Here is a 21,790-nt window from a genome sequence, read left to right on the forward strand (position 1 = left end):
GGGCGCTTCGTGGTTGGGCCTACGGGGGGGTGGTGGGGGGGGCATTGGGGGGGGGGTTGTTGGGCCCGCCCCGGGAGGGGGAGGGGTCTCGACAAGCTCGACCAGCGGATAGTGCTCGACCAGCGGGTGGGGTGGGGTCTCGACAAGCTCGACCAACGGAGCGTGTGCGACCCAGTCCGCTCGCGATCGTGCTGTGGACGCTCGCCGCACTGATCCCGCTCGCCTTCCTCGGCATCTTCTTCGCCTGGCCGGTCGCAGGCCTGGTCAGCCGCGGTTTCATCGTGGACGGCGCCCCCAGCCTGGCAGGCGTCACCGAGGTGCTGTCGACCGCACGGACCTGGCGGATCATCGGTCAGACCCTCGGCCAGGCAGCCGTGGGAACGCTGGTCGCGGTGCTGCTCGGCGTTCCCGGCGCCTACCTGTTGTACCGCTGCCGATTCCCCGGACGCGGCCTGTTGCGGGCGGTGGTGTCGGTGCCGTTCGTGCTGCCCACCGTGGTCGTTGGGGTGGCTTTCCGTTCCCTCTTCGCAGCGCAGGGACCGTTCGGCTGGCTCGGCCTGGACGAGAGCTTCGCCGCCATCGTGTTCGCCCTGGTCTTCTTCAACTATTCGGTCATCGTCCGCACCGTCGGCGCACTGTGGTCCCGGATCGACCCCCGGACGGCCGAGGCGGCCCGCATGCTGGGAGCATCCCCGGCGCGGGTGTTCCGCACGGTGACGCTGCCCGCGATCGCCCCGGCTGTGCTGTCCGGAGCGTCGCTGGTCTTCCTGTTCTGCGCCACCGCGTTCGGCATCGTGATGGTGATGGGCGGCGTCCGGTTCAGCACCATCGAGACCGAGATCTGGTACCAGACCACCCAGCTGCTCGACCTGCCGGCGGCGGCCGCGCTGTCCATCGTCCAACTCGTGGTGGTCGTGATCGCGCTGGTGATCGCCGGACGAGCCCGGGCGCGTTCCGAACACGCCCTGCGGTTGCGCGGCGACAACACCGCCGAACAGCCCTGGCGGTGGCGCCGGGATCTGCTGCCCAGCCTGGTCACCGTCGCCGTCGTGGTCGGCCTGCTCGGCGTCCCGATGGTGTACCTCGTGGTGCGCTCGTTCGTGACCGCCGACGGCTGGGGGTGGCGCAACTACCAGCTGCTGGCCGGCACCGGTGACGGTCTGGCCGTGCCGGTCTGGACGGCGGCGCTCAACTCGCTGGTGATCGCCGCGCAAGCCAGTGCGATCGCGGTGCTGCTAGGGGTTTTGGTCAGCCTGGTCGCCTCACGCCGGCCTCGCAGACGAGCCGGCGTCGCGGGTGTGCGGGTGCTGGATGCGGTGTTCATGCTGCCGCTCGGAGTGTCGGCGGTGACGGTCGGCTTCGGTTTCCTGATCACCCTCAACCGGCCGCCGTTCGATCTGCGGACCTCACCGATCCTGATCCCGATCGCGCAGGCGATCGTGGCGCTGCCGTTGGTGGTGCGCACCCTGCTGCCGGTGCTGCGGGCGATCGATCCACGGCAACGTGAGGCGGCCGCCATGCTCGGCGCCGGTCCGGGGCGGGTGCTGGCCAGCATCGACGGCGCCCTGGCGCTGCGCGGCCTGGGCCTGGCGATCGGTTTCGCGTTCGCCACCTCGCTCGGCGAGTTCGGTGCCACCTCGTTCCTGTCCCGGCCGGAGCATCCCACGCTGCCGACGGTCATCTTCCGGCTGATCGGACGCCCCGGTGCCGACAACTTCGGGATGGCGCTGGCCGCCTCAGTCGTGCTGGCGGTGCTGACCGCCGCGGTGATGGCCGCAGCGGAACTCGTCCGGCCGAAGGAGGCGGAACTGTGAAGGGTCTGGAGGTCCGTGACGCGACGGTCCGCTACGGCGAACTGGTCGCGGTGGACGGCGTCGACCTGGCCGTCGAGCCCGGGGAGATCGTGGCGCTGCTCGGGGCGTCCGGGTCGGGCAAGTCGTCGCTGCTGCGCGGCGTCGCCGGCCTGGAACCGCTGGCCGGAGGTGTGGTGGCCTGGGACGGCGTCGACGTGTCGGCGGTGCCGGTGCACGCCCGCGGCTTCGGGATGATGTTCCAGGACGGCCAGCTGTTCCAGCACCTCAGCGTCGCCGGCAACATCGGCTACGGGCTGTACCGGGAAGCCCGAGCCCAGCGCCGAGCCCGGGTGGCCGAACTGCTCGACATCGTGGGCCTGCCCGGCTACGGCGGACGTCGGGTCAGCGAACTCTCCGGTGGGCAGGCGCAGCGGGTGGCGCTGGCCCGCTCGCTGGCCCCGCGGCCACGGTTGCTGCTGCTCGACGAACCGCTGTCGGCGCTGGACCGCAACCTGCGGGAACATCTGGTCGAGGTGCTCGGCGAGGCCTTGCGTACCACCGGCACCACGGCTTTGTATGTCACCCACGATCAGGACGAGGCTTTCGCGCTGGCCGACCGGGTCGGTGTGATGGCCGACGGACGGCTGCTGCAGCTGGACGCACCCGAACTGCTGTGGCGGCGTCCGGCATCGCGCGAGGTGGCCGCCTTCCTCGGCTACGAACCCTTCATCGCCCCGGACGTCGCCGCCCAGCTGGGCCGGATCCGCGTCGCCACGGACGAGGTGGTCGGCATCGGTCCGGCCGGCCTCACCCCGTCCGCGGACGGCGTGGAACTGTCGATCCTCGACCAACGTCACCAGCGCGGCGAGGTGCTGATCGACGTCCGGCTACCCGACTGTCAGACCGCGACCGTGCGCGCCGCCGAACGGGTCGAGGCCGACTCGCTCACCGTGGCGCTCGACCCGGCCGGCTGCGCGGTGATTCCCGGCTAGCGAAGGCGCTGATCATTCACGTCATCCCGGGTTCCGACCGGCTCCGACCCGGGATCTCAGGCGGGAGAGATCCCGGAGCAAGTCCGGGATGACGGTGGCGGCGCTTTGATCAGCGTTTCCTTTAGATGCCGGGTGCCTGCTCCAGCCAGTTCGCGACTCGTTGCCAGTCGATCACGCGAAGCCAGGTCAGTAGAGCGAGCACGAGGCAGAACGCCGCGAGCGCGGCAAAGATGATGTAGACAACGGGGTCGTTGAGTTCATCCAGACTCGATGCATGCGCTGGATCCAGCGGGTCATAGACGATGGTGATCGGATCGCCGGCTTCGAGTTCGCCCCATGGAGCGATCTCGGCCGTTCTGGGGCTGCCTGACCGATCGTCGAAGCTGACGGTGAAGCTGTCTTCGTTTAGCGTGACCACCTGCGCCGTGGTCTGGATGCCGCGGTCCCGTAGCGGGGCGCCGGAGATCCAGATCCCAATCGCCACGGCGAGGATGGCCAAGCCGACGAGCACCACGACCGTCGTGCTCGGGCCTCGGCCGTACCACCAACTCGTCCGCGGCTCATGCCTCGCGCCCTGCCCGGAGGGCTCACGCTGGCCGGTCCCGCGAAGCATCCACCAGCGCCGAATGCCGAGGATCGCGGCCGGCACGATCAGCAGCACCAGCGGCAGCCGAATCCAGGTCCATACCGAGACCTCGGTTCCGGAACGCAGGTCGTCGACGATCAGCACCGCCAGCAGCGCACAGAGCGCCAGGGCCGCCGCCCAGCCGACCGCACCCCAGAGCCGGCGGCGCGGACTCTGTGCCGAGGCCCGCTGCAGTTCGGCCGCCGACACACTGCCTGCGATCGCGGCCGCGACGGTGCCGGCCGGCTGGCTGACCCGTGCGTCCGGTGCGTCGGCGAGATCGATTTCGCCGAGCAGGTGCGCGCGGGCGGCGTCCGGAAGGCCGAGCGCCGCGACCAGCTCCGGGACGGCGACGGCTGCTGGTGCGTCGGTGGCGAGCGCCTGGGCGAGCCGCGGGGTCGCCTGGAAACCGAAGTCGTCGAAGGTGTCGACGCCAAAGCGCGCCGGGAACACGGTGTCGCGGACTTCGTCACCCAGTTCCCCCGGTGGCAGCTGATCGATGGCTGCGAGGGTGCCGGTGACCGACCATTCCCAGTCGGCCATGGGTTCGCCGTCGTGAACAAGCCACAGCCGCAACTCATCGCCCTGGGTCATCAGGGCCAGGCCCGCTTCGTCATCGACGACGGCGGCTGCGGACGCCCAGAGCGGATCGTCATGGGGAATCAGCGTCCAGCCGTCACGGCACACCTCGACAGCGGGTGCTGCCTGCAGGTGCGCGAGCAGGCCCTGTGCGCCTGGCTGATCGCCACGGACGGCGACCAGGCCACGGCGCGGACGCGGGTCATCGGCCTCCCACGGTGGTGGCACGAGGTCGTCCAGTACCTCGATCCTGCCCGCGCGTACGCAGTGGATCGCTTCCCGCGCCAGGTAGGCGTCCGGCGTGCGGGTGGCCCACTCCAGCAAGGCATCGTCGGGCGACTGGCCTGAGCCGACCAGAACACCGCCCACGGTCGCCGTCCGGGCCAGCACCCAGCCGCCGGGGAGCTGCTGGACCCAGCATGGGACACCGCGCTCGCCGGCCCAGGCGCTGACCTGGTCGGGCGGGACGCGAACGAACAGCAATGCGGGCGCGATGACCGGTCTCCGTCGCCCAAAACGCACAGCGGAATGCTACCGATCCTTCACCGTGGCCTCATGCAGCGTTGACCTGGATCCGAGCCTGCTCATAAGGACGTTTCGACAAGCTCAACCAGCAGTGGCTGGGGCGATCCGGGTCTACGCTCAGAGCGTTCAGCCTCGCGGTGGAGGGAGCCCGATCATGACCGATCAGTCCGACCCGGTGACCGAGCGCCCGCCGCACCCCACCCGTAAAGCCGACGGCAAGGCGTTGCGCCGTGATTGTCCGCTGGAGTCGCACGCCGAGTTGCCGCTGGCGTCCGACCGCGACCCGATCGGTCTGCTGATCGGTCAGGCCGCCACCCGGGTGCCCGAGTTGGTGCCGATCCGGTACCGCCGCATGCTGGTCTCGCCGTTCACCTTCTACCGAGGCGCCGCGCTGGTGATGGCGGCCGACCTGAGCCGTACCCCGACGGCCGGGCTGCGTGCGCAGCTGTGCGGCGATGCTCATCTGTCCAACTTCGGCGCCTACGCCTCGGCGGAACGGCGGCTGGTGTTCGACCTCAACGACTTCGACGAAACCTTGCCCGGCCCGTTCGAGTGGGATGTGAAACGGCTGGCCGCGAGCCTGGTGATCGCCGCCCGCAACAACGGCTTCACCGCGAAGCAGGCCCGCAAGTCGACGATCGCCGCGGTCCGGCGGTATCGGCAAGCGATGCGCGACTTCGCCGGACAGCCGTTCCTCGATGTCTGGTATTCCGGTCTCGATCTGGACAACACCTGGGGCGATTTCGTCCGGTCGCTGAGCCCGAAACGTCGCGAACGTCATGGCGACCAGGTGCGGGCGGCCGAGGCGTCGTTGGCGAAGGCGCGCTCCCGCACCGGCCTGCAGGCGATTCGCAAGCTGACCACCGAGCGTGACGGACGCCGCCGCATCGTCGCCGATCCGCCGCTGGTGGTGCCGCTGGACGAGCTCAGCAGCCTCGAACCGGACGAGATACGCCACCAACTCGACTCGCTGGTGGCTTCCTATCGGCACACGCTGGCCAGCGACCGGCGAGTCCTGCTCGACCACTTCCGGCTCACCGACGTCGCCCACAAGGTGGTCGGAGTCGGCAGCGTGGGCACCCGGGCCTGGATCCTGCTGTTCGAAGGTGCCGGCCGCTCGGACGCCCTGTTGCTGCAGGCCAAGCAGGCGCAGTCGTCGGTTCTGGAGCCGTACGCGGGAACATCCACAGCGCGCAGTGAGGGCGAACGGGTGGTCACCGGGCAACGGTTGATGCAGGCCGCCAGCGACATCTTCCTGGGCTGGCTGAAGGGGGTGCCCGAGATCGACGGCGGCGTGGACTACTACCTGCGGCAGCTGCGTGACTGGAAGTTCTCCGCCGACATCGAGCAGATGCGGCCGTCCAGCCTCACGCTGTACGCGGCCATGTGCGGGTGGACGCTGGCCCGTGCCCACGCGCGTTCCGGCGACCGGGTCGCGATCGCCGGCTACCTCGGCAAGTCGGAGGCCTTCGAGAATGCGGTGGCCGACTTCGCTGAGCGCTACGCCGACGTCAACGAACGCGACCACGCCGCATTGGCCGAGGCGGTCGCCTCGGGCCGGGTGAAGGCTGCCGCCGAGAGCTGAAGCAGCCTCAGCTGCTCAACGGGTCGAAGCTGACCAGGCGGACCGCGGCACCGTGCAACGGTGACTCGCTGCCGGCCGCGTACAGATTCGCCATGGTGGACAGCGCCTCGCGGACCAGCGGCCAGTTGCCGAGCGCGTCCGCGGTGGGAACGGCCGGGCTCCTCGCCGGCAACCGCTTCGTTGTAGTGGTCTGCAGAGCGTGGTGGATACGCTCGGCCTGCTCGCTCCACCCCTTGTCGCGCAGCCGCTGCAGCGCTATGTCGATGGTGTTCCAGGGGAAGTAGACGGCGGCGAGCGTCTCGCGGGCACCGGTCTTCAACAGCAACGCCGACGGCGAGTGCTCAATGATCAGGTTCAGGTCGTGCGCCAGTGTCTCGATGCGGTCGAGGACCGTGTGAGTCTCGGGGGTCGCCTGGCTGAGCATGTCGTCGCGTGACCGGCGGGCGACGGAGGCACCCCCTGAGTGGGCCACACGCTTGCTGGATGGACGCTGCACGCGGGCAGGCACAGCCGTCTCGCCGTCGGTGAGGGCCGGACGGGAAAGCTCCAGCGCGTAGAGCCGGGTGCGGTCGAGCTGATCGTCGAGGAAGCCGACCAGCCGACGCATTTCGTCGGGGATGACATCGGTGGCGAGGATGAGGCGGAGCCGCCCCCGCTGCAGGTTGTCGTCGACCCGAGCGAGGAAATCGTCAACGTCGAGGGGAGTGCCCCGCCGCCAGTTGGCGACTGCGCGGACGGCATCGCCCTTCGTGGCGGTGAGGGCCGCCCGCAGCTGAGAGGCGGACCAGCCCTGCACCCCGTTCGCGGCCAGGTCGAGAACCCGGCCGATCGCTTCACGGCGGACGCGGGTGTCGGTCGAGCGAGCCGTCACCACCAGGGCCGGGACGGCGTCCGCATCGACGAAGAGGTAGTCGAGGGTGAAGCGGGCGGGGGAGCGGGTGATCTGTGGGGCGATCTGTGCGTCCCAAACCAGCAGCCAGTCGGACGGCCCGCCGTCGGCGGCGACCAGATCCGGGTGTTGCCGCGCCAGTTCCCGTACCACCGACCGGGCGCTCTGCGGTGTGCCGCGACGTCCGGCCGCGCGCAACTGTCTCTCGCTCATCTCGACGCAGCCCCCACTCCATCGCGAATCCCCTAGGGGCATCATGCCGCAACAGCGCTCGGGGGGCGATGGGGAGCGCTGACCTGGCCAATCGTTTCGGCGTGTGCCTGCACGCAAGGGTGGCCGGTAGCTGGGCCCGCAGAGACGGAAAAGCCGCTCTGGCTGGAGTTTCTCCTAGCCAGAGCGGCTCTCTGGTCGGGGTGACAGGATTTGAACCTGCGACCTCATCGTCCCGAACGATGCGCGCTACCAAGCTGCGCCACACCCCGATGGCCCTTCCGGGCCGACGAGCAGTCTATACGAGTCTCGTCCGATCAGCCATTTGAGTCCGTGGCGACCAGGGTGAGTACGGTCACCTCGGGCGGGCAGGCGAACCGGTAGGTGGCGAACGGCGAGGATCCCATGCCTGCCGAGACGTGCAGGTACGCCGTCCGGTCGGCGACGGTGTGGGTGGAGAGGCCCTTGGCGCGGGTGGTGTCCAGGTCGCAGTTGGTGACCAGGGCGCCGTAGTAGGGCACGCAGACCTGGCCGCCGTGGGTGTGGCCGGCCAGGATCAGGTCGACGCCGTCGGTGGTCATCGCGTCCAGCACCCGCAGGTAGGGGGCGTGGGTCACGCCGATCGACACATCCGCATCGGCGGACGGGGGCCCGGCGACCAGGCTGTAGTCGTCGTGTCCGAGATGGGCGTCGTCGGTACCGCGGAACTCGAAGGTGAGGCCGCGGACCCTGATCTGCGCCCGGGAGGTGTTGACGTCGACCCAGCCGCGTTCGCAGTAGGCGGCCCGCAACTCGTCGACCGGCAGCGGACGCTTCGCGCTGCCCTCGCCCTCGGTCGAGCGGACCAGGTACATCAACGGCGGACGGAAGTGCGGCTCCTCGTAGTCGTTGGAGCCGAACACGAACGCGCCCGGGACGTCGCGCAGCCGTCCCCAGGCTCGCATCAGCGGCTCAAGTGCGGTGGGTTCGCTCCAGTTGTCACCGGTGGTGACCACCAGGTCGGGTTCCAGCCCGGCCAGAGCGCGAATGAATTCCGTCTTGTAGCGTTGCCGGGCCATCAGATGGATGTCCGAGACGTGCAGCAGGCGCAGCGGGGCCGAACCCGGCGGGAGGATCGGCACCTCGCGACGTCGAACCACGAAATGCCGCGCCTCCCAGAAGCCGTAGGCGACGCACGCCGCACCGAGGGCCGCCAAACGGCCCACTAGCTTCCCGAACACCTATGGCGTCTTCTTGGGTGGCTTCTTGGACGGATCGGGATCGGGCTTCTTGTCGTCCTTCTTCTTGTCCTTCTTGGGCTTGTCGGGTGTCTGCGGACGGGGTGCCGGGCCGGACGAGACCAGGATCCGGACGCTGGTGCCGCGGACGGCGACCCTCGGGCTGATGCCCAGGAAGGTGCCCTTGGGAGAGTTACTGGCGATGAATTCGGTGTACGCCCCGAAGCCATTGGCGAGCAGCACCGAGCGGCAGCCCTCAACGCTGGAGCAGCCCGGAACGCTGACCTTCTTGCCGGCCAGGATGCCGTAGGGCGGCTCGACGAAGCCCTTGCGGTCGAAGTTCGGCAACGCCGCGGCGAATGCCGGCTTGAAGATGTGGGCGCCAGCCTCCGGGCCGGAGGCCCCCTGGAGAACGCGGTGCGAGTACTTCATGTAGGCACCCTGAAGGAAGTTGCTCCGGTGCTGCCAGTAGCTCTTGAACCGCGGATCCTTGGAGAAGGAGATCATGCCGCCACCGGCGAGGCTGCGAGTGAAACCGACCGTCCAGATCGCCCTGTTCTTAGGGACCGTGCCGGTCTTACCGGCAATGGTGTAGCCGGGCACGCGAGCAGGCGTTGCGGTGCCAGAGCGGAACGGGCCCTGGAAGACCTTGGACAAGGCATCGGCGATGCCCTCGTCCATCACTCGCTTGCAGTTGGCGCTCGGTGCCTCGAGGGTTGATCCGTCGGAGGCCTTGATCGACTTGATGATGATCGGATCGCAGCGGATGCCTCGGGCGGCGACGGTGGCGTAGGCGTTGACCAGCGAGAGCGGGGTGACCTCGACCGCACCCAAGGTGAACGAGGGGTAGTTGCTGAACTCCCGGGTCAGCCGGTCTCCCTTCGGGTCAATCCCGACCTGCAACCCTAACTCTTTGGCGATCTTGGTGGCGTCACAAAGATTCGCGGCCGACTCGAGTTGTGTGAAGTAGCCGTTCACCGAGTGGGTGGCCCCGGTGAAGAGATTGAAGGTGCCGCCCACCCCATTGACGTCGTGGTGCCCAGTAAACGTGAACGGGCCTTGGCAGGACTGGAAGCGCATGCCGTGGATATCCATCGACCGTGGAACCTTGATGGTGCCGTACGCGCCCAAGCCGTTCTGCAGTGCGGCAGCCGCTACGAACATCTTGAAGGTGGAGCCACCCTGATAGCCGTCGCCACCACCCATCTTGTTGCTCACCGCGTAGTTCCAGAAGGTCTGACTCTTCTTGGTGCCCATCTTGTTGCGGTTCTGGGCCATGGCGACGATCAGCCCGGTGCCCGGCTGAATCATCACGATCACCGAGTCGACCGGGTCGCGCGGGTCGAGGTAGTTCTGGATCGTCTTCTCGGACTTGCGCTGCACCTTGGGGTCGATCATGGTCCGGATCGTCAGGCCACCGCGGTACAGCGCGTTCTCGCGGTCCTCGCGGGTGGCGCCCAGGCTGGGCGAGGCGAGCAGGGTGCGCTCGATGTAGTCGCAGATGAACGGGAACTCGGCGTTGCCGCAGCCGTGCAACTTCGGCTTCGCCTTGACGATGCCCAGCTTCGCGGTCTTGGCCTTGGCCGCCTCTTGCGGGGTGATCACCGCCACGTCCTTGGAGGCCATCCGGTCGAGCACGTCGTTGCGGCGCTGCAGCGCCACCAGCTCGAGGCCGGGGGTGCGCGGGTTGGTACCGACCGGGTTGCGGACCATGCCGGCCAGCATCGCGGCCTGCTGCAGGTTGAGTTCGCTGGCGTGCACACCGAAGAAGTTCATCGCCGCCGATTCGACGCCGTAGGAGCCGTCGCCGTAGTAGGCGATGTTCAGGTAGAACTCGAGGATCTGGTCCTTGGTGTACTTCTTCTCCAGGGCGATGGCGTAGCGCAGCTCCTGGATCTTGCGGGCGATCGTGTTCTCCTGCGCCTTCTCCACGCCCTCGGTGTCGCCGCGGGCGGCGGCGGCGCTGATCTGCACCATCTTCACGTACTGCTGGGTGAGGGTCGAGGCGCCCTGGGTGTTGCCGCGGACGGTGCTGACCAGTGCGCGCATGGTGCCCTGCAGGTCCATCGCGCCGTGCTCGTAGAAGCGGTGGTCCTCGATCGCGATCTGCGCCTTCTGCATGATCGGGGCGATCTTGCTCAGCGGCACGTACTGCCGGTTCTCTTCGTAGAAGTTCACCAGCGGCGAGCCGTCGGCCATCAGCACCCGCGAGCGCTGTGCCTGCGGCGGCATGGTCAGCTCGGCAGGGAGTGAGTCCATCGCGGTTGCTGTGGTCTTGCCCACCTCCGCGCTCATTCCGGCCAGCGGTACCGCGAGGCCGGCTATCAATAGCCCGCCGAGCGCGCTGACCACGATAAACATGACCAGCGAATAGAGCCTCTTCCCCAAGCGCATGGACTACAGAGTACGTGACGCGGGCGTGGGCGCCCGAACCCTAGCGGACTGGCGCGTCAACCGCACGCTGTTCGGGGGCCTTGGGCTCGCGGAGCTTGTCCTATCGAGAGCTAACAACTACACTACGTAGTAGTAGATCGCAGCTACAACGGATGGTGAAACTGTGCCCCTGATGGAGATGGACAGCTGGCCGATGTTGGCCAAGTGCCGCGGCCTGCAGGACGACCTGTTCCCCGACGGCGCCGACCAGAAACGTGCCCGGACCATCTGCTTCGGCTGTGAGGTCAGGGCCGAATGTCTCGCCGAGGCGCTGGACAACCGGATCGAATGGGGTGTCTGGGGCGGAATGACCGAACGCGAGCGCCGGCGCCTGCTGCGCCAGCACTCAGAGGTGCGCTCCTGGCGTCGTTTCCTCGCCGACGCGGTCAACCAGAGCAGCTAGACCCGCCAGATCGTGGACGCCGCCCGGCCGGCGTCCGACCAGATCGAGAGGGACGCCTGCCTCGGACAGACTCGCGTAGTTCTGTTGCTCTCGGTCGGCGCGGGCCATGGCAAGCCGATGATGGCGCAGCACCGCCCGCTGACCGGGATCGGCCGCCCGCTCGGCGTTTTCCAAAGACTCTGGATCGACGTCGACGGTCGGCGTCAGCTGATTGACCAGCACCCGGCGCAGCGGCAGACCCTCGCTACGCAGCCGTCGAGCCAACGCCAGGGCCTCCGCCACCGGAGCCGGACGAGGCGCGGCGACGACCAGGAAACCCGCAGCCTCGGACGCCAACAACTCCCGGGTCTGCGCCGCGTGGGACTCGAAGGCCAGCACGGCCCGCTCGAAGACCTGTAGGAAGGTGCGCAGGTCGCTGAACAGCCGTCCGCCGAGAATGCGGTCGAGCGCCTTGGTCGCCAGGGCGGCGCCGGCGTCCAGGAACCCGAACGGTCCGCGCGGCAGGCCCAGCACCACCCGCAGCAGCGGATTGTGCGCCAGTGCCTCCAGCCGGCTCGGGCCGTCCAGGAAGTCCAGGGCGGACGCGCTGGGCGGGGTGTCGACCACGATCAGATCCCACTCGCCGGTGGCCGCGGCGCGGCGATGCAGTTCGCCGATCTTCTCCATGGCCGCGTACTCCTGGGTGCCCGAAAAGGTCTCGGTGAGCGCCGTATAGAAGGGGTTGGCGCGGATCCGCTCCGCCTCGGGGCCGTCCACCTGCGCAGCCAGCGCCAGGTCGAAGGCCTGCCGGACGTCCAGCATCATCGCGTGCAGGCTGCCGGCGGCGTCCGGGACCTCGACCGGAGTCGGGTCGTGGGCCAGGGCGTCCAGGCCCATCGCCTGCGCCAGCCGCCGGGCCGGATCGATGGTGACCACCACGACGCGGCGTCCGAGCAGGGCGGCCCGGACGGCGACCGCGGCCGACAGGGTGGTCTTGCCCACCCCGCCGGTGCCGACGCACAGCAACACGCGCACGCCGTCGTCGCGCAGCAGGGCGTCGAGTCCGGCGCTCACAACGCTCCCAGTGCGGGCGCCAGCGCGGCGGGCTGCTGACCGCTCGGGATTTCGGGGTCGAGCTCGGGAAGACGCTCCACGGTCAGTTCGGTGCGGTGGCTGAGCAGCGCCTCCCACGCCGTCTGGGCCCGGGCAGCCTCGGCGTCGGCGGTGAACTGCGAAGTGAGGGCGGCCCAGGTCGCCGGGTCGATGCTGTTCGGGGCGGTGGGCGGCGGGTCGGGGACCGTGAGCTGGTCGAGGCAGCGATTCGCGACGACCGCGCCCGGGGTGAGGCCCAACTCGCGGATCGCGGTCACGGTTTCGATCGCCTCGGTGACCGGCAACTCGTCGAGCAGCGTCACCACATGCACCCGACAGCCGGGGTCCCGCAGGTCGTCCATCACCGACGCCGCCTGGCCGGCGATCGGGCTGCCGTCGGTGAGTGCGGTGAGGGCCTCACCGGCGCCCAGGAACGACCCGATCCGGCCGGACGGCGGGGCGTCCAGGACCACCACGTCGATGTCGGGATGGCCGTCGGTGAGATGGGTCAGCTGGCCGATCAGCAGGATGTCGCGTAGCCCGGGCGCGATCCGGGTGGCGAAGTCGACCAGCGGGTCGAACTGCAACACCTCGGCGGCGAAGCCGAGCCGGTAATAGCGCTGCAGATACCCGGCCAGCGCCCGGCGGGCATCGATCTGGATGCCGAACACGCGGCCGCGCCCTGGTTGGACGGCGCTCCGCAGCGGTGTCGGTTCGGGCCCGATCCGGGTGCCGGTGGCCAGTTGGAGCCCGCCGCGTCCCTCGACCTCGGCGACCGCGACCCGGGCGCCGTCCGCGGCCAGCCGGTGGGCCAGGGCGAGTGCGACGGTGGTCTTACCGACACCGCCCTTGCCCGTCACGATGTGCAACGGAGCGCGGACGGCCATGCGGTCAGCTTAGGTGCGGGGATGCGGGCCCGGTCTCGACCGGGCTCGGCTGTCGGAGGCTGCCGTTAATGTTGGGCCCATGACCAAGTGGGAGTATGTGACGGTGCCCGTTCTGGTGCACGTGACCAAGCAGATTCTGGACCAGTGGGGCGCCGACGGCTGGGAGCTGGTGCAGGTCGTTCCGGGCCCGAACCCGCAGAACCTGGTGGCGTACCTGAAGCGTCCGCTGGAGGACGGGTGAACGAGGAGGTCGCCGGCCCGGCACCGTCGCAGCGGCTGGCCGAACTCGGGCTGACCCTTCCGCCGGTCGCCGTACCGCTGGCCGCCTACATTCCGGCGATCGCCTCCGCCGGGCAGGTGCTGACCTCGGGTCAGCTGCCGACCGTGCAGGGCGCGCTGGTCGCCACCGGCAAGGTGGGCGCCGAGGTCACCGTCGAGCAGGCCACCCAGGCGGCCCGGGTCGCCGTGCTGAACGCGCTGGCCGCTGCGGCGTCCGAGGTCGGCGGCATCGACAACATTCGGCGGGTCGTCCGGATGGTCGTCTACGTGGCCGGCACCCCTGACTTCACCGCCCAGCCGCAGGTGGCCAACGGTGCCAGCGAACTGCTCGGTGAGATCTTCGGTCCGCTGGGCCGGCATGTCCGCTCCGCGGTCGGGGTGGCGTCGCTGCCGCTCGACGCACCGGTGGAGCTGGAGCTGGTCGTCGAGGCCAGCGCGGCGTCCTTCTGATGGCTGCTCCGACGGCGCTGACGGAGTCTCGGACGGCGCTGGTGCGGCGGGCGCGGGCGATCAACCGCACGCTCGCCGCAACCTATCCGGACGCGCGCTGCGAACTCGACTTCGGCAACCCGCTGGAGCTGTTGGTGGCCACCATCCTCAGCGCGCAGTCCACCGACCGCCGGGTCAACGCCGTCACGCCGGTGATCTTCGCCCGCTACCCCGACGCCGCTGCCTACGCTTCCGCCGACCGGGCCGAGCTGGAGGAACTGATCCATCCGACCGGGTTCTTCCGGGCCAAGACCGACTCGCTGATCAAACTGGGCGCCGCACTCGTCGAGCGTTACGGCGGCGAGGTGCCGGGCACCTTGAAGCAGCTGGTGACCTTGCCCGGGGTGGGCCGGAAGACCGCCAACGTGGTGCTCGGCAACGCCTTCGGTGTTCCCGGCATCACCACCGACACCCACTTCCTGCGCTTGTCGGAGCGATTCGGCTGGTCCGATTCGGCCAAACCCGAGGTGGTGGAGGCCGAGGTTGGGGCGCTGTTCCCGCGCAAGGAATGGACGCAGCTGTCGCACAACGTGATCTGGCACGGACGCCGCCGCTGCCACGCGCGGCGTCCGGCCTGCGGGGCCTGCCCGGTGGCCAAGCTGTGCCCGTCGTACGGCATCGGCCCGACCGACCCGGTGGTCGCCGCGAAGCTGATCCGGGAACCCCGCGGATGAGGCGACTGGGAGTGCTGGTCGCGATCGCCGCGCTGCTGCTCGGCGGTTGCACGGCGACGCCGTCCGAGCCGCCCACGCCGAGCTTCACTCCGGTCGATCCGGCGGCGGTCGTCGCCGCACGCAAGCAGGCTGGGATCGCCGATTGCCCGAAATCGTCGGCCACCGTGCCGGCGCGCAGCGACGGGCTGCCGGACCTGACGCTGGACTGCCTCGGCGGCGATTCCACCGTCCGGCTGGCCGGGCTGCGCGGCAAGCCGATGCTGGTCAACGTCTGGGCGCAATGGTGCCCGCCGTGCCGCGAGGAGTCGCCCTACCTGCGGCAGTTCGCCAAAGCCAGCAAGGGGAAGGTGTTCATGCTCGGCATCGACTACAACGACCCGCGGCCCGAACTGGCGGTCGAGTTCGCCGGACTGGTCGGCTGGAAGTACCCGCAGCTCGCCGATCCGGAGCGCCGACTGAGCACGAAGATGTCGGTGCCCGGCCTTCCCACCACGCTGTTCGTCGATGCCGACGGCAAAGTGGTGCATACCGTCGCCGGCAAGCTGCAGTCCTACGACGAACTGATCCAACTGACCCGCGACAAGCTCGGAGTCTCGCTGTGACCACGGTTGATGCGGAACGGCTCCGGGCGGCACTGGCCGGACCCGAAGCGGCCGCTCGCGTGGCTGGCCGGGCAGCCCAGGGTGGGCGTCCGGCGGCAGTGTTGATCGCGTTGGCCGAGCACGCCGAGGGCACCCGCATCGTGCTGGTCGAGAAGGACGCCCGGCTGCGCACCCATGCCGGGCAGGTCGCCTTTCCGGGTGGCTCGATCGAGGCGTCCGATGCGTCTGCGGTGGCCGGGGCGCTGCGTGAGGCGGACGAGGAGGTCGGGCTGGCGCCCGGCGAGGTCGAGGTGCTGGGTGTCCTGCCGCCGGCCTACGTGCGGGCCAGCGACTTCGCGGTGACCGCGGTGGTCGGGCGCTGGCCGACACCGCGTCCGCTGGCGCCCGTGGACGTCACCGAGATCGCGGCGGTGCATTCGGTGGCGGTGGACGTCCTGGTCGACCCGGCGAACCGGCTCACCTGGACGCATCCGGCGGGCTTCAGCGGCCCCGGATTCGTGGTCGGCGAACTGTTCATCTGGGGCTTCACCGCCTACCTGCTGGACGGCCTGTTCGACCTGGCCGGCTGGACGGTGCCTTGGGACGTCGAGCGCCTCTCTGACATTCCGGAACGGTTCCGGATCGGCCGGCGGCGCTGACCCGCACTCAGTTGCCGGGAGCGGTGTAGCCGGGGCCCGGGTTGCCGGCCGAGGTGAGGCTCGGAGCGGACTTGCGGGCCTGCTTGCGTGCGGCCGCCTCGGCCTCAGCCTCGGAAACCCCCCGCTCGAGCGCTTGCTGGACGGCCTCGACCGAGCGCTGGCCCTCGGCCACCGTCGCCTCAGGGCCCTTCACCGACACCTTGTTCTTGCCGATCAACGCGAGAATGCCGGCGATCACGAACATCACCACGGCAACGATGCCCAGGCCGACGGCTGCGGCCAGCAACGGCTGCCAGCCGAGCGAATTGGCGAAGAAGTAGCCCACCAGGGCGGACAGGCCCAGGAACAACAACGAGACGCCGTTGACCGCGAAATAGCCGGCGCCGCCGAGGAGGCCGGCGCCGATGCCCACCGATTTCGCCTGCGGGACCAGTTCGGCCTTCGCCAGCTCGATCTCGCCGCGGACGATGGTGGTCAGGTCGGCCTGGATCGCCTTCACGGTATCCGCGATGTCTGCCTGGTTCGCCATGGTGGCTGCCTTTCGTCGCCTGTCGTGTTCAGCCTAGTGGTCGCGTCCCCGCGTGTCTGGACCCCTAACGGGGGGAACTGTGCCCCGACCATCAGGGCCGCCGTATCGGACCGACGAATCAGAGCGGAATGCGCAGACCGTCGTCGGGCAGATCGAGCGGTGCGGTGAGTTCGGTGTGATCGACCTCGGCCGACCAGCAGGTCACCCGGTAGGGCAGCAGCAGTGGCTCCGGGGGGCGGGCCGAGTTGTCGTACACACCGCCCACCTCATCCAGCAACTGGGCCCGGGTCGACTCGTCGAGCTGTTGGGCCGTCGGCATCCGCGTCACCATCTCGACCAGGCCGGGCCGATCGATCGGCACCCAATGCCGGAATGACCGGGTCTGCAGCTGCGGGAAGTAGGCGCTGTCTTCCAGTGCCTGCAGCGACCCGGTGCCGTAGGCGCCACTCATCGCCTCCGGATCGTACTGTCGCACGGTGCGGACAAGGCGCTTCACCCACGGCACCGAGTCGTCGCGGACGGTGTAGGCGATGCCCAGCCGGCCGCCCGGACGCAGCACCCGGGCGAACTCCGACAGCGCCAGGCCGGGCGCGAAGGTGTGGAAGTTCTGCGCCAGCAGCACCCGATCGAACGAGCACGGCGCCAGCGGCAGCGCCTCGGCCGCGGCAACCATCGGCAGCCCGGAGGGTGCGCGACGCAGCAGCGCCGAGACGGCGTCACGGTCGCGGTCGACCAGGGTCAGCCGGTGTCGGCCGCGCAGGCCCGAGGCGAAGGCTGCCGATGACTGACCCAGGATCAGGGTGGGCCCTTCGGACGCGCCGACCAGCCAGGTCAGGGCATCGGCCAGGGTCGAGGTGCTCACGGTGGCATCGTACGGGCCATCCACAGCCCGCAACGATTCTGAACAATTCCGGACGCCCGGTCGCACAGTGAGGACGTGGAAGCGACAGAAGTGGTCGTGGTGTCCGGCGGTGGCGAGGTGTGCGACCTCGTCACAACAGCTGCTGCCGCGCTCGGATACGGCACGACAGTGTGTGAGCCGGAATCATTGGCCGGCCGCTGGGCCAGCGCCGGCACGATCTTCATCGGGCTCGACTCTGCCGCCGAGGTCGCGGCGCTCGAACTGGCCCGGCGTGAGCGGGTGTATCTAGTCGGTGCCGACACCGGTGCCGCGGCGCTGTGGTCGGTGCCGCTGGGGGCCGAGGTGATCGTGCTGCCGCAGGGCCGCGGCTGGCTGTCGTCGGTGCTGGCAGATCGGGTGGGCGGTGCCGGCGAGGTGGTTGCGGTGCTCGGTGGCTCCGGCGGGGTCGGAGCCTCGACGCTGGCCGCGGCTCTGGCGTGGCGGGCAGCTGATGCGGGGCGGTCGGTGGCGTTGGTGGACGCCGACCGGCTGGGTGGCGGCATTGACCTGTTGGTCGGGGCGGAGGGCGAACCCGGCTGGCGGTGGCCGCGATTCGCGGCTGCGGACGGCGTGCTGGGTGATCTGCGCGAGTTCCTGCCGGTGGTCGACCGAGTGAGTGTGGTGTCGATGGCCCGCGGCGCCGATGTCGAACTGGGCAGGGAGGCGCTGGCCGCCGTGGTGGGCTCCCTGCGCCGGAGTTTCGAGTTGGTGGTGATAGACCCGGGGCGCGGCGGCTCGGCGGTCTGCCGGGAGGCGCTGCGGCAAGCCGGCCGGAGCCTGGTGGTGGTGGCCGGTTGCGTGCGCGGGGTGGCAGCGGCCGGGCAGGTGGTGCGTGCCCTGGCCCCGCCCGCCGCGGAGGCGGTGGTGCGCCGGATTCCGGGGTTGCGGGTGCCCGACGATGTGGTGGAGGAGTCGCTCGGTCTGCCGGTGAGCGCCTGGCTGCGGCACGATCCGAGCCTGGCCGTGGCGGCCGAGCGGGGTGAGCGCCCGGGACTGTCTCGTCGACGCGGCGGGCTGGGGCGGGTTTGCGAGCAGCTGCTGGAGGCGTCGTGAGCCAGCCGGCGGCGTCCGTTCCGGGCAGCGTCGCCGAAGTGCGGGCGGTGCTGGGCCGGGCCGGCGCGACCCCTGGCCCGGTCGAGGTCGCGGCTGCGCTGCGCGGGTTGGGAGCGCTCGTTTCGGAGGGCACCGTCCGCGACACGGTGGCTGCGCTGCGCCGGGAGAGTTCGGGCGCAGGGCCGCTGGAGCCACTGTTGGCGATGCGCGGCGTGACCGACGTCCTGGTCAACGGGCATCGGCAGGTGTTCGTCGACCGCGGTGCCGGCCTGGAGCCGGTGGAGGGGGTCTTCGCCGACGAGGAAGAGGTGCGGCGACTCGCCGTGCGGCTGGCCGCGGCGGTCGGCCGGCGGCTCGACGAGGGCTCACCGTTCGTCGATGCCCGGCTGCCCGACGGCACCCGGGTGCATGCCGTCCTCGGCGTGCTCACCGACGTCGGTACCTGCCTGTCGCTGCGGGTGCCGGCACGAAAGGCGCTGACCTTGGACGATTGGGTGGCGGGCGGCAGCCTGCACCCGCGGGCGGCTGAGCTGCTGAGTGAGGTGCTGGAACGGCGCGTTGCGTTCCTGGTCTCCGGCGGGACGGGGTCGGGCAAGACCACCCTGTTGGCGAGTTTGCTCGGCCTGGTCGATCCCTGCCACCGCATCGTCATCGTGGAAGATTCGCGCGAACTCGCGCCCGCGCATCCGCATGTGCTGCGGCTGGAGGCTCGGCCGGTCAACCCGGAAGGCGCCGGCGCAGTGCCGCTGGTGGCGTTGGTGCGTCAAGCGCTGCGGATGCGGCCCGATCGGCTGGTGGTCGGCGAGGTCCGCGGTGCCGAGCTGAGCGATCTGCTGACCGCGCTGAACACCGGCCACGAAGGGGGTTGCGGCACCTTGCACGCCAACTCGGCGGCCGATGTCCCGGCGCGGCTCGAGGCGCTCGGCGTGCTGGGCGGGTTGCCGCGGGCAGCGCTGCACGCGCAGGCCGCGGCGGCGCTGGACGTGTTGGTGCACATCGCGCGTCTGCCCGACGGCACCCGCTGGGTGCGCGAGCTGCATGTGCTGGCCTGGGACGAGGCGTCCGGGCTGTGCCGTCCGGTGCCCGCCTGGCGGTTCAGCCGCGACGGTGCGCCGGTCGCCGGCCCGGGAGCGGTCCGGCTCGAGGAGTTGTTGCGATGACCGGCGTGGCGGCGCTGTTGGCGATCTGGTCGGTGTGGCTGTGGTGGCCGCCGGCATCGGCGCACCGGCTGCGTCCGGCTGTTCGATCCCGCGGAGTGCCCAGGGTGCGGGCGCCGGTCGTGCTGGGTGTTGTTGTGCTGGTGCCGCCGGTGCTGGGGATCGTCCTGGACGGCGTCCGCGGTGCCGCGCTGGGCTGGGTGGTCGGGGTGCTGGGCGCCGCGATGGCGTGGACGGTTCGGCGTTCCCGCGCGGGTCGGCAGCGGTCTGCCGTCCGGGATCAGGTGGCTCGGGGGTGCGGCGAACTGGCGGGCTTGTTGCGAGCCGGGTATCCGCCGGGTCGAGCCATGGAGATCGCCGGCCTCGACAGTCCGCTGCTGGCTGAGATCGCCGCCCATCGCCGGGTGGGCGGCGACGCGGCCGAGGCCTTGCGTGCCGCCGCGCGGCGTCCGGGCGCCTCCGGATTGGCCGGCCTGGCCGCCAGCTGGACGATCGCGGAACGGACCGGCGCGGCGATGGCGACCTCACTGGACGACCTGGCGACGAATCTGGCCGCCGAACGCGACCTGGCCCGCACTGTCGGCACCGAGGTGGCTGCCGCCCGTTTGACCGGACGGCTGCTGGGCGGACTGCCGCTGGTCGGCCTCGGTCTGGGGTATGCGGTCGGCGGTGATCCGATCGGCTATCTCACCGGTTCAGCCACCGGGCTGGCCTGCCTGGCGATCGGTGGCGGCTTGGCGGCGGTGGGGCTGGTGTGGAGCGATGCGCTGGCCGACCGCGCGGGGCGGCTGCGATGACGGCCGAGGTGCTGCTCGGAATCGCGGTGGCCGCGTCGGCCGCTGCGGCGTTCCTCGTGGCGACACCCGATCGACTGAGGTCGGGCGACCCCTCGGGTGTTCCAGGGCGAGGAGTGACGCTGCCTGGTGCCGGCTTGCTCGTTCCGGTGCCGGGTGCGCCCGGCGCGGGCGTCCGGGTGTTGCTCGGCGCGGCGGCGGGTGGGGTGCTGATGGCGACCGGCGTGCTCTCGGGTGCGCTGGGCGTCGTGGCCGCGATCGGGATCGGTGCCGGCGTGTTCGTCGCCGCCGGACGGCTGGGGTCCACCGGTGAGGCGTCCGTCCGGGTCGAGTTGGCGTCCGCGCTGCCGGTGATCTGCACCCAGCTGGCGGTCTGCTTGGAGGCCGGATTGCCGTTGCGCAACGCCGTCGCGGTGCTCGGCGAGTGCCTCGGGGGCGAGCCGGCGCGGGTGCTGCGCCGCTGGGACGCCGCCGTCCGGCTCGGTGTGCCGGAGGAGCGGGCCTGGGCCGACGTGGGCGAGCAGCACCCCGAACTGGCCGGGTTGGCGCGGGAACTGCGACATGCGGCGTCCGGTGGCGTCGCGCTCGCGCCCGCGCTGCGGCAGCACGCCGCGGAAGCCCGCGCCGTGGTTCGCGCAACAGCCGAATCACGAGCCCGGCGTGCCGGAGTGAGCATCGTGCTGCCGCTGGCGGTGTGCTTCCTGCCCGCGTTCCTGCTGGTCGGCGTCGTGCCGGTGGTCGGCGGGGTGCTCAGCCGGCTGTTCGGCTGAGGTTATCCACAGGTCCGCCACCGAAGTGAACACTTTCCGGCCCAGGTGCCCAAGGTGAGAGTGAACCCGGTGGTAGCCGGGGGTGAGAGGAGAGAACCATGCCCAACCAGTTGGTGGCCCGTCCCCACGACGAGCGGGGGATGACCACGGCCGAGTACGCCCTCGGGACGATCGCGGTGATCGCCCTGGTCGCTGCGGTCATCGCCTACGTCAGCGGTGACACCTTCGACACACAGATCACGGTGATCTTCAAGCAGATCACCGACTGGATCCTGAGCTTCGTCGGGAAGTAGACGACCTGAGCGCGGTGGGTGGAGCGGGTGGCCGTCCCGCCCACCGCGGCCGAGACCGAGGAGGGACGATGCGTAGCGAACGCGGCATGGTGAGCGTCGAGGTGGCTTTCGGGGCCCTGCTCTCGGTGCTGGTGGCGCTGGGGTTGTGCTACCTGATCGCGATTGTGGTGCAGCTGGGCCAACTGCAGGCGGTCGCCGGTGAGGTGGCTCGTCAGCAGGCTCGGGGCGACACGGCGGCAGCACAACGGGCCCAGGCCGATGCACCCGCCGGAACTCGGGTGCGGGTGAGCGGCAGCGGTGCCGATGTGGTCGTCGAGGTCGAGCTGCCGGCACGACCCTGGGCGGGGGTGCTGCCCGGTGTTGCGCTGCACGCCCGCGCCATCGTGGCCAAGGAGGTCTGAG

23 protein-coding genes and 1 tRNA gene are annotated in these 21,790 nt (G+C 70.3%); 15 read left to right on the plus strand and 9 right to left on the minus strand.

Annotation, left to right across the window (positions count from 1 at the left end):
- The first annotated feature begins 164 nt into the window (after positions 1 to 164).
- Positions 165 to 1,814, plus strand: coding sequence for an iron ABC transporter permease (locus Q0066_RS13165; RefSeq protein WP_298133604.1), 1,650 nt, complete (start codon positions 165 to 167; stop codon positions 1,812 to 1,814).
- Complete coding sequence (locus tag Q0066_RS13170) at positions 1,811 to 2,785, plus strand: ABC transporter ATP-binding protein (RefSeq protein ID WP_298133606.1); 975 nt, start codon at positions 1,811 to 1,813, stop codon at positions 2,783 to 2,785. Before Q0066_RS13165 ends, Q0066_RS13170 begins: the two co-directional genes overlap by 4 nt.
- A 121-nt stretch (positions 2,786 to 2,906) precedes the next feature.
- Here Q0066_RS13170 and Q0066_RS13175 read toward each other — a convergent pair whose 3' ends face one another.
- Positions 2,907 to 4,511, minus strand: a complete 1,605-nt coding sequence (locus Q0066_RS13175) for a hypothetical protein (protein WP_298133608.1) — start codon at positions 4,509 to 4,511, stop codon at positions 2,907 to 2,909.
- 157 nt (positions 4,512 to 4,668) lie between these two features.
- Here Q0066_RS13175 and Q0066_RS13180 point away from each other — a divergent pair, with 157 nt between their 5' ends.
- Positions 4,669 to 6,099: a DUF2252 domain-containing protein gene (locus tag Q0066_RS13180; RefSeq protein WP_298133610.1), complete on the plus strand. Its 1,431-nt coding sequence runs from the start codon at positions 4,669 to 4,671 to the stop codon at positions 6,097 to 6,099.
- A 7-nt stretch (positions 6,100 to 6,106) separates the two neighbouring features.
- Here Q0066_RS13180 and Q0066_RS13185 read toward each other — a convergent pair whose 3' ends face one another.
- From Q0066_RS13185 to Q0066_RS13200, 4 genes are all read right to left on the minus strand, one after another.
- Positions 6,107 to 7,201, minus strand: coding sequence for a hypothetical protein (locus Q0066_RS13185; RefSeq protein ID WP_298133612.1), 1,095 nt, complete (start codon positions 7,199 to 7,201; stop codon positions 6,107 to 6,109).
- Positions 7,202 to 7,393: 192 nt separating this feature from the next.
- Positions 7,394 to 7,470: transfer RNA gene (locus tag Q0066_RS13190), tRNA-Pro, on the minus strand.
- Positions 7,471 to 7,515: 45 nt separating this feature from the next.
- Positions 7,516 to 8,418 (minus strand): metallophosphoesterase, encoded by a 903-nt coding sequence (locus Q0066_RS13195; protein ID WP_298133614.1) that lies wholly within the window; start codon positions 8,416 to 8,418, stop codon positions 7,516 to 7,518.
- Positions 8,419 to 10,809: a transglycosylase domain-containing protein gene (locus Q0066_RS13200; protein ID WP_298133616.1), complete on the minus strand. Its 2,391-nt coding sequence runs from the start codon at positions 10,807 to 10,809 to the stop codon at positions 8,419 to 8,421.
- Positions 10,810 to 10,972: 163 nt separating this feature from the next.
- On the opposite strand from Q0066_RS13200, the gene Q0066_RS13205 reads away from it, so the two are divergent.
- Positions 10,973 to 11,251 (plus strand): WhiB family transcriptional regulator, encoded by a 279-nt coding sequence (locus Q0066_RS13205; protein ID WP_298133617.1) that lies wholly within the window; start codon positions 10,973 to 10,975, stop codon positions 11,249 to 11,251.
- Here the strand turns inward: Q0066_RS13205 and Q0066_RS13210 are convergent.
- Both Q0066_RS13210 and Q0066_RS13215 read right to left on the minus strand, forming a co-directional pair.
- The gene (locus Q0066_RS13210) at positions 11,195 to 12,304 is read right to left on the minus strand and encodes an ArsA-related P-loop ATPase (protein ID WP_298133619.1); all 1,110 of its coding nucleotides are present in this window, start codon (positions 12,302 to 12,304) and stop codon (positions 11,195 to 11,197) included. The genes Q0066_RS13205 and Q0066_RS13210 overlap by 57 nt on opposite strands.
- On the minus strand, positions 12,301 to 13,209 hold the full coding sequence (locus Q0066_RS13215) for an ArsA-related P-loop ATPase (protein ID WP_298133621.1): 909 nt from the start codon (positions 13,207 to 13,209) through the stop codon (positions 12,301 to 12,303). The genes Q0066_RS13210 and Q0066_RS13215 overlap by 4 nt, the downstream gene beginning before the upstream one ends.
- Positions 13,210 to 13,288: 79 nt before the next feature.
- On the opposite strand from Q0066_RS13215, the gene Q0066_RS13220 reads away from it, so the two are divergent.
- From Q0066_RS13220 to Q0066_RS13240, 5 genes are read left to right on the plus strand one after another with little or no spacing between them, the layout of a single operon-like run.
- Positions 13,289 to 13,450, plus strand: coding sequence for a DUF4177 domain-containing protein (locus tag Q0066_RS13220; RefSeq protein ID WP_197709991.1), 162 nt, complete (start codon positions 13,289 to 13,291; stop codon positions 13,448 to 13,450).
- Positions 13,447 to 13,938, plus strand: a complete 492-nt coding sequence (locus Q0066_RS13225) for a RidA family protein (RefSeq protein WP_298133625.1) — start codon at positions 13,447 to 13,449, stop codon at positions 13,936 to 13,938. Before Q0066_RS13220 ends, Q0066_RS13225 begins: the two co-directional genes overlap by 4 nt.
- Positions 13,938 to 14,651: an endonuclease III gene (nth, locus tag Q0066_RS13230; RefSeq protein WP_298133627.1), complete on the plus strand. Its 714-nt coding sequence runs from the start codon at positions 13,938 to 13,940 to the stop codon at positions 14,649 to 14,651. Before Q0066_RS13225 ends, nth begins: the two co-directional genes overlap by 1 nt.
- Positions 14,648 to 15,253 (plus strand): TlpA disulfide reductase family protein, encoded by a 606-nt coding sequence (locus Q0066_RS13235; RefSeq protein WP_298133629.1) that lies wholly within the window; start codon positions 14,648 to 14,650, stop codon positions 15,251 to 15,253. Before nth ends, Q0066_RS13235 begins: the two co-directional genes overlap by 4 nt.
- Positions 15,250 to 15,891, plus strand: coding sequence for a CoA pyrophosphatase (locus Q0066_RS13240; protein WP_298133646.1), 642 nt, complete (start codon positions 15,250 to 15,252; stop codon positions 15,889 to 15,891). Before Q0066_RS13235 ends, Q0066_RS13240 begins: the two co-directional genes overlap by 4 nt.
- 7 nt (positions 15,892 to 15,898) lie before the next feature.
- Here the strand turns inward: Q0066_RS13240 and Q0066_RS13245 are convergent, their stop codons facing one another.
- Complete coding sequence (locus Q0066_RS13245; RefSeq protein WP_298133648.1) at positions 15,899 to 16,420, minus strand: phage holin family protein; 522 nt, start codon at positions 16,418 to 16,420, stop codon at positions 15,899 to 15,901.
- A gap of 118 nt (positions 16,421 to 16,538) precedes the next feature.
- The gene (locus Q0066_RS13250) at positions 16,539 to 17,282 is read right to left on the minus strand and encodes a class I SAM-dependent methyltransferase (protein WP_298133651.1); all 744 of its coding nucleotides are present in this window, start codon (positions 17,280 to 17,282) and stop codon (positions 16,539 to 16,541) included.
- Positions 17,283 to 17,357: 75 nt separating this feature from the next.
- On the opposite strand from Q0066_RS13250, the gene ssd reads away from it, so the two are divergent.
- From ssd to Q0066_RS13280, 6 genes are all read left to right on the plus strand, one after another.
- Positions 17,358 to 18,374: a septum site-determining protein Ssd gene (gene ssd / locus Q0066_RS13255; RefSeq protein ID WP_298133653.1), complete on the plus strand. Its 1,017-nt coding sequence runs from the start codon at positions 17,358 to 17,360 to the stop codon at positions 18,372 to 18,374.
- 38 nt (positions 18,375 to 18,412) lie between these two features.
- Complete coding sequence (locus Q0066_RS13260; RefSeq protein WP_298133702.1) at positions 18,413 to 19,534, plus strand: TadA family conjugal transfer-associated ATPase; 1,122 nt, start codon at positions 18,413 to 18,415, stop codon at positions 19,532 to 19,534.
- Positions 19,531 to 20,328: a type II secretion system F family protein gene (locus Q0066_RS13265; RefSeq protein WP_298133655.1), complete on the plus strand. Its 798-nt coding sequence runs from the start codon at positions 19,531 to 19,533 to the stop codon at positions 20,326 to 20,328. Before Q0066_RS13260 ends, Q0066_RS13265 begins: the two co-directional genes overlap by 4 nt.
- The gene (locus Q0066_RS13270) at positions 20,325 to 21,095 is read left to right on the plus strand and encodes a type II secretion system F family protein (RefSeq protein ID WP_298133657.1); all 771 of its coding nucleotides are present in this window, start codon (positions 20,325 to 20,327) and stop codon (positions 21,093 to 21,095) included. The genes Q0066_RS13265 and Q0066_RS13270 overlap by 4 nt, the downstream gene beginning before the upstream one ends.
- A gap of 98 nt (positions 21,096 to 21,193) precedes the next feature.
- Positions 21,194 to 21,388, plus strand: coding sequence for a DUF4244 domain-containing protein (locus tag Q0066_RS13275; RefSeq protein WP_298133659.1), 195 nt, complete (start codon positions 21,194 to 21,196; stop codon positions 21,386 to 21,388).
- Positions 21,389 to 21,456: 68 nt separating this feature from the next.
- Positions 21,457 to 21,789: a hypothetical protein gene (locus Q0066_RS13280; protein WP_298133661.1), complete on the plus strand. Its 333-nt coding sequence runs from the start codon at positions 21,457 to 21,459 to the stop codon at positions 21,787 to 21,789.
- Position 21,790: the final 1 nt, after the last annotated feature.

The sequence above is a fragment of the Micropruina sp. genome (genome assembly GCF_027492755.1).
Classification (GTDB): domain Bacteria; phylum Actinomycetota; class Actinomycetes; order Propionibacteriales; family Propionibacteriaceae; genus Micropruina.